The following is a 12,862-nucleotide window of genomic DNA, read 5'->3' as shown; positions in this document are numbered from 1 at the left end:
TTCGCACTCTTGGGGATGTCATGAGACCTGTCTCCCTCGGCCGCGCGCTGCGGCTCGGAGCCTGTACGACGCTCACGGCCGGACTTGTCACCGTGGGGCTCACCGCCGCCCCCGCGCTGGCCGAGACCGAGTCCGACCAGCTGTGGATCGACGCACCCTCCGCGCAGGCCCTGCCGCTCGGCACGGACGGCGGCGCGCCGCAGAGCCGGACGATCGACGTGGGGATCTACCACGACAACGGCCACTTCACGGTGACCGACGGCAAGGTGACCGTCGACGCCTCCGGGCTGGCCGGGGTCGGCGAGGTGACCTGGCCGGACAACTGCGCGCCGAACGGCACGACCGCGGTGTGCAGCGTGCCGGACGTGCCCGTGATCGGGTCCGACTACGTCCGGCAGATCCACCTCGGGATCCGCGCGGCCGACGGTGCGCAGGCCGGGGCGCAGGGCGTGATCACCTACGGGGCGACGGCCACCGGCGGCCCCGACGGCACGCTCACGGCGCCGGAGGACAGTTTCGAGACCGACTTCACGGTCGCCTCGGGCCCCGACCTCTCCCTCGCCTCCGTGGCCGACGTCGAGCACGCGCAGCCGGGTGGCACCGAGACGATCCCCTTCGCGCTGACCAACAAGGGCAACGAGAGCGCGCACGGCGTCACGGTGAAGATGACGGCGTCGTACGGGCTGGACTTCCTGAACAAGTACGACGCCTGCACCTACACGCGGACGGGCGGTGACGAGTACGCGCCGATGACGGACGCGACCTGCACGTTCGACCAGGTGCTGGCCCCCGGTGACTCCTTCGAGCTGCCCGCGCCGCTGCAGTTGGCGATCGCGCGGCACGCGCTGAACGACCGGCTGGACATCAGTGTCGACCCGGCCGACGGCGCGACCGACCTCGCGAGCCGTGACAACTACGCGGCCCTGCAGATCGGCACGGACAGCACCGCCGACTTCTCGGTGGCCGGCGCCGCGGTCACCGGTACGGCGGGCCAGACGGTGACCGCCCCGCTCACCTTCAAGAACAACGGCCCGGCCTGGTTCGCGAACCTCGGCTCCGGTGACCCGGCCGCCAAGGTCAGGCTGATCGTCCCGACGGGTACGACGGTCACCGGCGTCCCCGCGGACTGCGTCCCGCACACCCTCACGGGCGGGTACTACGAGAAGCGCACGGGCGCCCCGCGCTACGACTGTGCGCTGCCGTACTGGGTGTCCGAGAGCGCCGAGCGCACGTACGCCTTCCAGCTGCGGATCGACGCGGCGGTGCCCGGCACGAGCGGTGAGGTCAGCATTCATCCCGAGTTCGGAGACTTCACCTTCGACCCGGACACCACGAACAACACGGCGGTGCTCGCAGTCAATTGACGGTCACTCAGCGCGCGGCGCGGGTGTCCCCCGTGTCGCGCGCCTCCGTCTTCGCCCCTGTCTTCGCACGCGTCCTCGTCGCCGCTTTCGACGCTGCCTTCTCCGCCGCTCTCTCCGTCTTGGCCGCGGTCCTCGCGACCGCCTTCGCGATCTTCTCCGCGTCGAGGGCGAGTTCGCGGAACATGCCGCTGATGGGGTTGGTGAAGCCGGTGAAGTAGAGGCCGGGTGCCTTCTTCGGGGTGCGGGCGCCGTGCACGACCGGGTGGCCACGCCCGTCGAGGACGTCGAGGTGGCCGACGATGCCTTCCAGGGCGCGTACGTAGCCCGTCGCGGCGATCACGGCGTCCGGGCCGATCCGCTTCCCGTCGGCGAGGACGACCTTGTCCTCCTCGAAGCCCTCCACCGCGGCCACGACCTCGACCCGTCCCTTGCGGACGGCGTTGATGAGGCCGACGTCCTGGACGGGGATGGAGCCTTCGTTGACGCGGGAGTAGAGGCCGGTGTCGGGGCGGGGCAGCCCCTGTGCCGACAGGTCCGGCACGCTGACCTTGGCCATCGGCCCGGCGAGTGCGTCGACGAGGCGCACCGGCAGCCGTCGTACGAGGATCCCGGTGAACTGGGCGGCCCAGCCGGCCGTGGAGCGGCGCACGATGTGCGGCGCGGTGCGCACGGCGAGCCGTACCCGGGAGGCGCCGCCCTCGACCAGGTCCACGGCGATCTCGGCGCCCGTGTTGCCGACGCCGACGACGAGGACGTCACGGCCGGCGTAGGGGGCGGGGTTGCGGTAGTCGCCGGCGTGCAGGAGTTCGCCGGTGTACGTGTCGCGGCCGGGCCAGTCGGGCAGGCGCGGGGTGTGGTTGTGGCCGGTGGCGACGACCACGGCGCTGCCGGTCAGCTCGCGGCCGCCGGTGGCGTGCAGCAGCCAGCCGTCGCCACCCGGGGCGGGCTCGACGCGCGAGACCTCGACGCCCGTGACGATTTCCAGCTGGTGGTGCTCGACGTACTTCTCCAGGTAGCGCACCACGTTGTCGCGCGAGACCCACCGCCCGAAGGAGCGCGGCATCGCGAGGCCGGGCAGGCCGGACAGGCGCCGGGTCGTGTGCAGGTGCAGCCGGTCGTAGTGGCGCCGCCAGGACGCTCCGACCTGGTCGGACTTCTCCAGTACGACGGCCCGTACGCCCTGTGCGCGCAGCGCGTACGCCGTCGCGAGCCCCCCGGGACCGCCGCCGATGACGTACACGGGGCGGTCTTCGTGGGACGGCACCGGGCGGGGTGTCGAGGAAGCAGTCGAGTCGGCCATGTGCGCGAGCGTAATCACGTCGTCACTTGATAGGTCTCGGTCAAGCCCGGAATCGGTTGCGAACTGATCACGGCTGTAGGAGGAGTGGGTGGGGCCGGTGGCGTAGGTCACTCGGTTGTGTTCGAAGCGGGGGGATGAGTGAAGGGGAGGGTGGCGTACGCCTCTTGCGCGGGCGTCCTCCGTGCGCTGAACTGACGTACCGTCAGAATCTGAAGGGGGCGTGGACTGCCATGGACACGATCTGGCTCGGCGGAGCGGAGTGGCTGGCCGTGCTGCGGATCGGGCTCGGGCTGTGGTGGCTGGAGAGTTGGCGGCACAAGGACAAGAAGGGCTGGTTCGAGCGGGGGACCGGGATCGCGTGGGCGGCGGACGTCGCGGGCAAGCACCGGTGGAACGCGGTGCGCTCCGGCTTCGACGTCGTGGTCGCGCCCCGGCCGCGGACGATGGCGTACGTCGTCGTGTACGCGGAGTTGGCCCTCGGGCTGGGACTGGTGGCCGGGTTCCTGACGCCGATCGCGCTCGTCGGCGGACTGCTCCTCAACGTCCTGTACTTCACCCTCATGATCCACGACTGGGCCGAGCAGGGGCAGAACGCGATGATGGCGCTGATCTCGGTCGTCGCCTTCTTCGGGATGGGATGGCAGACGTGGTCGCTGGACAGTGCGATCGGCCTGTTCTCGTGAGGCGCGGGTCGATCGGGGTCGGGGTGTGCTCGTGAGCGGGGAGCGCGCCTCGGGCGGGGCGCGATTCGATCTGCCCGAAGTCGATGCCTTCACCCGGCCGTACTGGGACGCGGCGGCGGAGGGCCGGCTGCTGATCCGCCACTGCGCGGGCTGCGACCGGGCCCACCACTACCCCCGGGAGTTCTGCCCGCACTGCTGGAGCGAGGACGTGCGCTGGCGGCCCGCGAGCGGGCACGCCACGCTCTACACCTGGTCCGTCGTGCATCGCAACGACCTCCCGCCGTTCGGCGAGCGGGTGCCGTACGTCGCCGCGGTCGTCGACCTGGTGGAGGGGCCGCGCATGATGACCGAGGTGGTGGAGTGCGAGAGTGAGGCGCTGCGGATCGGGATGGGGCTGGAGGTCGCGTTCAGGGCGGGGGTGCCGGTGTTCCGGCCACGGTCCGGCGCTGTAGCGCCTCCTTCTTCCGCCGCCCCCTCTCCTTGAGCCGTGTCGAAAACCACTTCTTGAACCCCTCTGGGCCCCGTGAATAATGGCCGGATGTCCGACGTTCACGAGAAGCCCCTCGCCCAGCCCTTCCCCGTGCTCGACGGCCATGGTCTGCGGCTGCGTCCCTGGGACCCGGAATCCGAGGCTGATGTGGCGACCTGGCTGCGCGGGCTGTCCGACCCGGAGTTCCAGCGCTGGAACACCCCGGTCAAGATCGTCCGGGACCTGGGCAGCGCCCGTGACTCGCTCCGCTCGCGCGCCGAGAGCGTCGCCGAGGGCACCGCCGTCTCCTTCTGCATCACCGACGCGGCCACCGGTACGATCCTGGGTCACATAGGCGTCAACGACATCAACCACGTCATACGCGTCGGCATCGTCGGCTACTGGGTCCTTCCGGAGGCCCGCGGTCACCAGGTCGCCACCCGTGCCCTCGCCCTGGCCGCCCGCTACGTCTTCGGCGCCGTCCGTCTGCACCGCATCGAACTGGGTCACGCCCTCGGCCACGACGCGTCCTGCCGGATCGCCGAGCGGTGCGGGTTCCCGTACGAGGGGACCCTGCGGGAGGCGATGTTCGAGTCGGGGCGGCACGACGCGTTCCGGGACGTCCACCTGCACGCACGGATCGCGACGGACCCGGAGCCGACGCTGCCGTCGACGGGCTCCGGGCCCCGGTGGGACCCGGTCCCGACTCCTTGACCTGTCGGTTCTACCTGTCGGTCTGCCTAATGGCAGGCGAACGACTTGTTGGTCTTGCTCGTGCTCAGCGCACAGGTCTTGCCCCGTACGGCACCGGACGGGTCATGGAAGGTGAGGTTCCAGGTCCCGCCGTTGTCGTTGAGGACCGCGTATCCGAAGACCCCCACGCCTCCCGGAGGGTTCTGTTCCTGGGTGATCGACTGTGTGACGGCCTGCGGGGGCGTGCCGATCCGCTGTCCGACGACCTTGGCGTCGTCCGGGCCGTTGTCCAGTGGTCCGCCCGAGGAGCCCACGGTCAGCTGGGGCGGGCGGGAGGTGTTGAAATCGACCATCTGGTAGAGGTGGACGTGCCCCGACAGCACCAGTCGCACGTTGTCCGCCAGCCGGTGCAGTGAGGTGTCGGAGACGGCCGCGTCGAGGACGTGGGTCAGCCATTCCGCCGAGTTGGGCGGGGTGCCGGCCGCCTTCACCATCCACAGCGGCTTGTGCGTGACCACGAAGTAGTCGTTGTTGGGGTTTTGGACCGCGGCCTGGTTCACGGCTTGGAACTGCCTGGCGTAGATGCCCCGCTGGGTCGGCGTGGTTGTGATGTCGTTGGCGAACGAGGAGTCCACGGATGCGAGGGTCAGGGTGCCGGCCTTGATCAGCGAGGGCGGCGGGTAGACGCTGCACGATGCGTTGTTGCGGAGATCGTCGGCGAGGTAGCGGAACCACGCGCCGCCCGCGCCGCCCTGCTGCATCATGTTGCAGTCTTCGTGGTTACCCCGGGTCAGCGCGATCGGTGCCACGGCCAGCAGCTTTTCGGCGGGCCTGAAGAAGTCGGCGATGACGCAGGCCCAGCTGGCTCGGTCGGTGAGCGTCGTACAGCCCGGATTCGCCGCTTTGTCGTTCGCCCGGGCGGGGTCATCCCGATAGAGGTAGTCACCGGTGTGGATCACGAGATCCGGCTTCGTCACGGTCGCCGCGCTGTCCGCGACCCGCTGGAAGGGCCAGCCGGTTTGATGGTTCGCGCAGTTCTGCACGGGACCGGCCGTCGGGACCTCGCAGCCCGCGTCGCCGATGACGGCGATGTTGCTGGGGCGTGTGTTCGAGGTCCACTTCGGCAAGGGGAGCTGACGGTTCGCGGGATGCACCGTGGCCGCCTGGATCGACGTCTGCTCTAGCACCGCGTTGGAGGCTGTGAGGGGCACTCTCAGCTCACAGACGGTGGTCGGGAACTGTGAGGTCGGCCCGGGAAGGCTCACACGGTGCAGCGCGAATGGATTCCGGCTGCCTCCCAGGGTGTAGCGCACGACGGGACACGTCAGGCTGGTGTCCGTGGACACGTACCGGATCTGGGTGCCGTTGCTGGTCAGTTGGGTCCATGCCCAGGCCTCGCCGTTCGGCGCCCCGGGCGGAGGTGTCGTTCCGGGGGGAGGCGTCGGCCCGGGGGGTTTCGGTCCCGCGCTGTCGGGCGCGATCCGTGGGGGAGTCGCGCCTGCCGGGACCGCCATGGCCAGCACGCTCACCACGGCGAGAGCGACGATTCGATACCGCATGTCCAGTTCCTTCGTTTGGGTACCCCGGACATACCGATGTATTTCATTGCCGAGGGGTACACCTGGATGATCATCGACGGCGTCGACCCGTGCACCACCACGGAGGCGAACGGCCTACACGGCCACGCGGGAGGGGCCGGGCCGCCGGGCCAGGACGAGCACGGTGCGCGGGGCCGGGAAATCCGGAGGCGCCGGGCATGCGGTGAGCGGGATCATGCCGGGTATGACTCGTGACGCGCGTGGCTGGGTGTTCACCCACGATCTGGACGAATTCCTCACGAGCGCGGGGGACTTCCTGCGCTCGCGGCCCGCGGCGCACACCGTGGCGCTGTCCGTGACCGATGCGCTGCGCAGACGAGGGCCGGACGTGTACGGGGAGGAGGCACCGTTCTTCGGCCGGTTCGCCGACGCCGACGCCGACGCCGACGCCGACGGGGAGGCTGAAGGGACGGGCGACGGGGTCGGTGGGGTGTCGGCGGTGCTGTTCCACACCCCGCCGTACCAGCTCAATCTCACCGACCTCCCGGCGGAAGGCGTCGACGCGCTGGCCGCGCGGCTCGCGGACGAGGGGTACTCGTTCCCGGGCGTCGGCGGTCCGGTGGACACGGCCGCCGAGTTCGCCGCCGCCTGGGAGCGCCACGCGGGTGTGCGGGCCCGGCTCAGAAGAAGCGAACGGCTGTACCGGCTCGGTGCGCTCACGCCGCCGACGCCCGTTCCGCCGGGCCGCGCCCGGGTGGCCGGCGAGAGCGACCACGCGCTCGTCGCGCGCTGGTACGCCGAGTTCGCCGGGATCTTCGAGCGCAACGAGAGGCAGGACCCGGACCGCTGGGCCGAGAGCCGACTCGCCTACGGCGGTGTCACGCTCTGGGAGACGCCGGACGGTACGCCGGTGGCCATGGCCGGAGCGACCCCCCTGATCGCCGGGCAGATCCGGGTCGCCCCCGTCTACACCCCGGCATCCCTGCGCGGACGCGGCTACGCGGGGGCCGCCACCGCCGAGGTCAGCAGGGCCGCGCTGGCCGCCGGAGCGGACGAGGTGCTCCTCTTCACCGACCTCGCCAATCCGACCAGCAACGGCCTCTACCAGCGCATCGGTTACCGCCCCGTCGCCGACTTCGCCGTCCACGACTTCTTGAAGCAGCCGTCTACGAGTTCGTGAAGTAGTGCCCAGCTTCGAGGTCCTCGACGAGGCCGGGCCGCTCGGGGTGCCATCCCAGCCGCTTCTGTGTCCGGGCGCTCGACGCCGGGACGTCCCTCGCGAAGAAGCGTCCGAACCAGCCGAAGTGGTCGGCCGCCTCCTCCAGGGCCAGCCGGTACAGGTGCGCGGCGTCGAGCCGGTGCCCGGCGGCCCAGCGGTTGGAGCCGTCGCCGGGGTAGGCGCAGACGCCCTTCGCGCGGGCGACGGCGATGATCTGCGGTACGAAACCGTGGTCACCCTCGCCGCGCACCGACGGCGGCAGCCGCACCACCGAGGCCCGCACCCCGCGCTCGGCGAACGACAGCGCCGCCGCCTCCCCCGGGATCCGGGCCGCCGCGGATCTCCGTCCGGGCGGCGGCAGCGAAGTCGGCGGAGCCGTGCTGGAACGCGGTGTGGATCACGCCGTCCGCCGCGTCCGCGCCCGCCCGCAGGCTGTCGAGGTCGTCGAGGGCACCGCGGTGCGCTTCCGCCCCCGCGGTCGTCAGTGACGCGGCGGCCCGGTCCGAGCGGGCGAGGCCGAGAACCCGGTGTTCCGCGTCCAGCAGTTCGCGTACGACGGCGCTGCCGACGAATCCGGTGGCTCCGGTGACGCCAGGCCGTGGGCATCGTCCCGGCCGACCCGCGCGCCGACAGCATCCGCCCCGACCTCACCACGGTCCCCCTGCACGGCGTCGAACCGAGTCACGTCGTGCTCGCGACCCGCGCCGACGACCGAAGCCGCCTCGTGACGGCCTTCCGCAAGTGCGCCCAGGCCCACCTGACCAGTCCCTCGTCTCAGGGCCAGAGCAGCTCCTTGCGCCAGCCACCGCCCTCCGGAGAAGGTTTTGTACGGCGGTAAACGAGCCGTACGTGCCGACGCCTCGCGTCACCCTGGAAGAACTCCACCTCTTCCGGCCGGAGGCGGTAGAGGGTCCACGTCGGGGCCGGGGCGTCGGGCTCGCGCTGAGCGCGGTCCCAGGCGTCGTCCGAGGCCCGCCCCAACTCCGCCACCGAACCGAGCACTTCGCTCTGCCCGCCCACGAGCGCGGCGGCCAGCGCCCCCGTCGAACGGGCGTGCAGATCCGCCTGCCCCTCCTCGGCCGGGGCGACCTCGACCGGCCCCCGCAGCCGGATCTGACGGCCCTGAGCGGGCCAGTAGAACCCCAGAGCCGCGTACGGGCGCGCGGCCAGCTGACGGCCCTTGCGGCTGGTGGCATGGCTCGCGAAGGCCCAGCCGTCCGCGTCCGCGCCGTGCAGCATCACGATCCGGACGTCGGGCAGCCCGTCCTCGTCCGCCGTCGCCAGCGACATCGTGTGCGGTTCGCTCTGCCCCGCCGCGACCGCCTCCGCGAACCACTCCGTGAACAGGGGGAGTGGTTCGGCGGGTGCGGATGCCGGTTCGAAGGAGGGCAGCTCTACGTCCCACACCCGCAGTGACCTGAGCAGCTCATGAAGATCCGTTCCCATCCTCCGAGTATCACTCGGGGGACCGGCAGAGCTGCGCCATGAGCACCCCGTGCAGCAGCTCCGCGTCCACGAACTCACCCACCTCCGGTGCGCCGTGCCCCCAGCTCAGGGGGTACGTGTTCCCCTCCGGCGCGGGTACGCCCACGTACTCGTCGTGCGCCGAGCGCGTGAACCGGCGGGCGCCGGGCGGCCAGTCGCGCTCCGCGCCCTCGCCGGGTGCCAGCAGGAAGTACGTCCAGCGGCAGCCGTTGGACTCCCTGACGACCGGTCCGGGGTGACCGTCGGTGAGCGCGACGAGGTGGTGCAGCACGGCTTCCCCGCGTACGCCGCACACGCGGACGGCGTCGAAGTGGACCCCGGCGAGGCGTAGTTGAAGACCGGACCTTGGGACCCAATTCGGGGTGAGTTTGTTCGTCATGACTATGAGGGTGGCGATGGTTGCGTAGCGTGACCAGACGAACACGGTCCACATTGCCGGTTGTGGGGAGGATGGTGGTTGTTGTGGGGACGAACGGTGGGGTGTCCATGGGGCGGCGGTTGGTGGGGGAGTTGCTGCGGATTCATCGGGGGCGGCTGGAACTGACGCAGAAGGAGGCGGGTGAGTTGGTGCATGTCTCCGAGTCGATCTTCGGGGCGTATGAGAGGGGGGAGCGGATCCCGCCGATCGAGTTCCTCAGGGGCGCGGATGAGAGGCTCGATGCAAGGGGTGCGCTCGCCGCTTGCGTCGAGATGATTGAGGAGGAGAAGTATCCGCCCGCCTTCGTGAATTGGGTGCGGCTGGAACGGAATGCGCGGGTGATCAGCGCGTACGAAACGATGCTGATTCCGGGGCTCCTTCAGACGGAGGCATACGCGCGGGCGCTGTACGAAGTGCGGCGACCGGCGTACACCGAGGAGGAGATCGAGAAGCACGTCGAGGCTCGCTTGGAACGGCAGGCGGTGCTGATGCGCAATCCTCCGCCGTACGTGAGTTACGTGGTCGAAGAGGCCGTACTGGAGCGGCCGCTCGGTGACGAGCAGGTATTGAAGGAGCAGTTGGTGCACATCCTGGATTGCAACCAGACGATGAAGCAGCTGACGATCCAGGTGATGCCGACCGCGAGGCGCGTCCATGCGGGGCTGGTGGGACCGATGCAGCTGATGATCTCGGAGGAGGGGCGCAATCTGGTGTACGCGGACGCGCAGGGCGGCGGTAGGTTGATCCACAAGCCGGAGCAGGCGAGCGATCTGGTTGACCTCTTCGGGATGCTGCGCGCCCAAGCGCTCAACCCAGAGGAGTCCGTGGAGCGCATCGAAAGGAAGGCGGGACAACGGTGAATATGAACGAACTGGCCTGGTTCAAGTCCAGCTATAGCAACAACGAGGGCGAGGCCTGCCTCGAAATAGCAACCCGCCCCGAAACGGTCCACATCCGCGACTCAAAGAACCTCACCGGCCCCACCCTCACCATCACCCCCACTACCTGGACCGCCTTCCTCCGTACCGTCCGTTGAGGCGCTCAGCGGGCGTCGCGCTCAGCGGCGCCCTCCTGCTCCCCCTCGCCGCCTGCGGCCCCCTCGCGGCCCCCAAGTCCTGGATCTCCGCCCCCGAGGTCTTCTACCTGCGCCCCGTCGGTGACACATCCGGGCCCAAGGCCAAGATGCCGTTCCATCTGCAGGCCGAGGACGTCAAGGCGACCAGCCGCTACGGCACGCGGGACCACCGGCTGACCGTCGACGTGCGCGGGTCCGAGGGCGTCGTACGGCTGAAGGCGGTCGGCCTGCGCAAGAGCGGGACCCGGTGCATCAACGACACCGTGCGTGCCATCTGCGACGTCAGCGGTGCCTACGACAACTGGTCGGACCTGGACCGTGTCCACCCGGTCGCCGCCGAGGGCAGCAAACCCGGCGACACCGGCATCGTGCGCTTCACGTTCACCACGAAGGACGGGAAGACGCTCACCACCCGCACCCGGGTCGTGGTCGGCGAGCCCGTGGTGAAGGTGCGCACGCTCAAGGTCGTCAAGGACGTGCGCCCGGGCGCCGACGTGACCGTACCGGTCGTCGTCCGCAATGACGGCGAGGTGCCGGTGAAGGGGCTCGCCCTCGAACTCGGGTCCGGGGAGCTGGACTTCCGGCAGCGGTACGCCAACTGCCTTTACCCGCCTCAGCATCACGGCCATACGGCCGTCTGCCGTTTTCCCGACCTGCGCATCCCGCCGGGCGGGACCGTCGTCCTGCACCCCGCCCTGCGGCTGCGCGCGTCGAAGACGCGGATGTACGGCTCCTTCAGCCAGGAGGCCTGGCCGCTGGACTCGGGGCCCGGACAGTACACCGTGGTGCCGCCGGGCGGCGACCACGGTGACGGCCCACCCCTGACCGCCGAGGCCGTGCGCGGCGCCGACGGCACCGGCGGCGCGTTCGCCGAGGGAGGCGTCTTCACCGACGTGCGTCTGGACACCCACGCCGACTACGAGGTCTTCGGCGTCGAACTGCGGGGCAGCCCCGGCACGAAGCGCTCGCTGCGGCTCAAGGTCCGCAACAACGGGCCCGGCATCCCCGGAACCGGTACGAAGCTGCTGTTCACGCCGCCGCCCGGCACCGTGCTGGAAGAACCCATGGAGGCCATCGACGAGGACGCGTACGAGCCGTACTGCGACTCCGACGGCCTCGCGTACAGCTGTCTCGTGGGCCGACTCGACCCCGGCAGGACCCGTGACTTCGCGTTCACTCTGAGCCTCGACGGGCCGGGGCAGGGCAGCGTGGCCCTCCAGGACACCAAGCCGTCCACCGGCCGCCGCGACCCGAACCCGGTCAACGACACGGCCCCCGTCACCGTTCTGCCCTGACCCCCGGAGTCGTGCTGTCCGGCCCTTGCCGCCCCGGCGCCACCGTCCCCTACCTTCCGAGTACCACCGTCCCCGACGAGCAGAACCACCCGCCCGTCCCGGAGGCCACCGCCAGCTCGGGAAGGCGTCCGCCCGTCTTCCTGACCTGGCGTTCCCCGGCCTCCCCGCGCAGTTGCCGTACGGCCTCCACCAGGAGGAACAGGCCCCGCATCCCCGGATGCTGGGCCGAGAGTCCGCCGCCGTCCGTGTTCACCGGCAGCTCCCCGCCCACCGTCAGGCGCCCCTTCTCCACGAACTCCCCGCCCTCGCCCTTCGCGCAGAAGCCCAGGTCCTCCAGGGTCACGAGGGTCATGTACGTGAAGGCGTCGTAGAGCTCGGCCACGTCGATCTCGTCGGGCCGCACCCCCGCCCGCTCGAAGGCGAGGCGTCCGCTCACCGCGGCGGGGGAGACGGTGAAGTCCGGCCACTCGGACATCGTCGTGTGCGAGACGTGCTCGCCGGTGCCGAGGATCCACACCGGGGCCCTGCGGCAGTCCCGTACGTACTCCTCGGCCGCCAGCAGCACCGCCGCGCCGCCGTCGGAGCGCAGACAGCAGTGCAGCTTGGTGAAGGGGTCGGCGATCATCGGGCCGGACAGGACGTCGTCGGTGGTGATCGGGGTGCGGAACATCGCCTCTGGGTTCAGCGCCGCGTTCGCCCGCGCCTGGACGGCCACCGAGGCGAGCTGTTCGAGTGTCGTGCCGTACGCGTGCATGTGGCGGCGCGCGGCCATCGCGTACTTGGCGATGAGTGTGTGGCCGTAGGGGACCTCGAACTGGAGCGGGCCCCGGGCGCCGAAGGAGAGGTTGCCGGTGCGGCGGCCCGCCTTGATGTCGGCGCGGGCGGTCGAGCCGTAGACGAGGAGGACGGCCTCGGCGTGCCCCGCCGCGATCGCGTCCGCCGCGTGCGCCGCCATGACCTCCCAGGTGGAGCCGCCGACGGCGGTGGAGTCGACCCAGGTGGGGCGCAGGCCCAGGTACTCGGCCACCTCGACCGGCGGCAGGGTGCCGAGGCCGGCCGACGCGAAGCCGTCGACCAGCGAGCGGTCCATCCCCGCGTCCGCCAGCGCGCGCCTGGCGGCCTGGGCGTGCAGGGCGTACGGCGTCGCGTCGTCCACGCGACCGCAGTCCGAGAGGGAGACACCCACCACGGCGACCTTGCGCTTCCCCGGAGTCATGAATCTGACGGTACATCAGATGTGACGGTGTGCGGGAGGTCGTCGTGGCTCTGGGCATCCGTACCGCACGGCGCTAATGTGACGGGCCGTCAGATCGGGAGAAAGGG

The 12,862-nt window shown here is 70.7% G+C and carries 15 protein-coding genes; 8 read left to right on the top strand and 7 right to left on the bottom strand.

All coding sequences use genetic code 11. The features are described from left to right. The first annotated feature begins 20 nt into the window (after positions 1-20). On the top strand, positions 21-1,364 hold the full coding sequence (locus ACZ7M2_RS19750; protein ID WP_471596338.1) for a COG1361 family protein: 1,344 nt from the start codon (positions 21-23) through the stop codon (positions 1,362-1,364). A 7-nt stretch (positions 1,365-1,371) separates the two neighbouring features. Here the strand turns inward: ACZ7M2_RS19750 and ACZ7M2_RS19745 are convergent, their stop codons facing one another. After that, on the bottom strand, positions 1,372-2,664 hold the full coding sequence (locus tag ACZ7M2_RS19745) for a flavin-containing monooxygenase (protein WP_471596337.1): 1,293 nt from the start codon (positions 2,662-2,664) through the stop codon (positions 1,372-1,374). Between the two features lie 230 nt (positions 2,665-2,894). Here ACZ7M2_RS19745 and ACZ7M2_RS19740 point away from each other — a divergent pair, with 230 nt between their 5' ends. The 3 genes from ACZ7M2_RS19740 to ACZ7M2_RS19730 are packed head-to-tail and all read left to right on the top strand — an operon-like array spanning position 2,895 to position 4,530. Next, on the top strand, positions 2,895-3,347 hold the full coding sequence (locus ACZ7M2_RS19740; protein WP_060898543.1) for a hypothetical protein: 453 nt from the start codon (positions 2,895-2,897) through the stop codon (positions 3,345-3,347). Positions 3,348-3,378: 31 nt separating this feature from the next. Continuing rightward, positions 3,379-3,831: a Zn-ribbon domain-containing OB-fold protein gene (locus ACZ7M2_RS19735; protein WP_471596336.1), complete on the top strand. Its 453-nt coding sequence runs from the start codon at positions 3,379-3,381 to the stop codon at positions 3,829-3,831. Between the two features lie 54 nt (positions 3,832-3,885). Then, positions 3,886-4,530, top strand: coding sequence for a GNAT family N-acetyltransferase (locus ACZ7M2_RS19730; RefSeq protein ID WP_471596335.1), 645 nt, complete (start codon positions 3,886-3,888; stop codon positions 4,528-4,530). 26 nt (positions 4,531-4,556) lie between these two features. On the opposite strand, the gene ACZ7M2_RS19725 is transcribed toward ACZ7M2_RS19730, so the two are convergent. Continuing rightward, entirely contained in the window at positions 4,557-6,068 is a 1,512-nt protein-coding gene (locus ACZ7M2_RS19725; protein ID WP_471596334.1) for a metallophosphoesterase family protein, read from the bottom strand. A 223-nt stretch (positions 6,069-6,291) separates the two neighbouring features. Here ACZ7M2_RS19725 and ACZ7M2_RS19720 point away from each other — a divergent pair, with 223 nt between their 5' ends. Further along, a complete protein-coding gene (locus ACZ7M2_RS19720; protein WP_471596333.1) occupies positions 6,292-7,227 on the top strand; it encodes a GNAT family N-acetyltransferase in 936 nt (311 codons plus the stop codon). Here ACZ7M2_RS19720 and ACZ7M2_RS19715 read toward each other — a convergent pair. The 4 genes from ACZ7M2_RS19715 to ACZ7M2_RS19700 form a co-directional block, all read right to left on the bottom strand. Beyond that, entirely contained in the window at positions 7,214-7,549 is a 336-nt protein-coding gene (locus ACZ7M2_RS19715; RefSeq protein ID WP_471596332.1) for a hypothetical protein, read from the bottom strand. The two genes, ACZ7M2_RS19720 and ACZ7M2_RS19715, sit on opposite strands and share 14 nt — an antisense overlap. Beyond that, entirely contained in the window at positions 7,500-7,808 is a 309-nt protein-coding gene (locus tag ACZ7M2_RS19710; protein ID WP_471596533.1) for a hypothetical protein, read from the bottom strand. The genes ACZ7M2_RS19715 and ACZ7M2_RS19710 overlap by 50 nt, the downstream gene beginning before the upstream one ends. A gap of 232 nt (positions 7,809-8,040) precedes the next feature. Next, positions 8,041-8,712, bottom strand: a complete 672-nt coding sequence (locus tag ACZ7M2_RS19705) for a pyridoxine/pyridoxamine 5'-phosphate oxidase (RefSeq protein ID WP_471596331.1) — start codon at positions 8,710-8,712, stop codon at positions 8,041-8,043. A 10-nt stretch (positions 8,713-8,722) separates the two neighbouring features. Next, positions 8,723-9,130 carry a hypothetical protein gene (locus ACZ7M2_RS19700; RefSeq protein ID WP_403689267.1) on the bottom strand — a complete coding sequence of 136 codons (408 nt, stop codon included), beginning with the start codon at positions 9,128-9,130 and terminating at the stop codon, positions 8,723-8,725. A 122-nt stretch (positions 9,131-9,252) separates the two neighbouring features. Here ACZ7M2_RS19700 and ACZ7M2_RS19695 point away from each other — a divergent pair, with 122 nt between their 5' ends. The 3 genes from ACZ7M2_RS19695 to ACZ7M2_RS19685 are packed head-to-tail and all read left to right on the top strand — an operon-like array spanning position 9,253 to position 11,539. Then, positions 9,253-10,029, top strand: a complete 777-nt coding sequence (locus ACZ7M2_RS19695; RefSeq protein ID WP_471596330.1) for a helix-turn-helix domain-containing protein — start codon at positions 9,253-9,255, stop codon at positions 10,027-10,029. Between the two features lie 2 nt (positions 10,030-10,031). Beyond that, positions 10,032-10,205, top strand: a complete 174-nt coding sequence (locus ACZ7M2_RS19690; RefSeq protein WP_471596532.1) for a DUF397 domain-containing protein — start codon at positions 10,032-10,034, stop codon at positions 10,203-10,205. After that, entirely contained in the window at positions 10,202-11,539 is a 1,338-nt protein-coding gene (locus ACZ7M2_RS19685) for a COG1361 family protein (protein WP_471596329.1), read from the top strand. Before ACZ7M2_RS19690 ends, ACZ7M2_RS19685 begins: the two co-directional genes overlap by 4 nt. Before the next feature lie 49 nt (positions 11,540-11,588). On the opposite strand, the gene ACZ7M2_RS19680 is transcribed toward ACZ7M2_RS19685, so the two are convergent. Continuing rightward, entirely contained in the window at positions 11,589-12,755 is a 1,167-nt protein-coding gene (locus ACZ7M2_RS19680) for an acetyl-CoA acetyltransferase (RefSeq protein WP_352044169.1), read from the bottom strand. Positions 12,756-12,862 lie beyond the last annotated feature (107 nt).

The sequence above is a fragment of the Streptomyces sp. NPDC111507 genome, from assembly GCF_055638955.1.
Note: the sequence above shows the minus strand (reverse complement) of the source record. Positions and strands in the feature narration are given on the sequence as shown.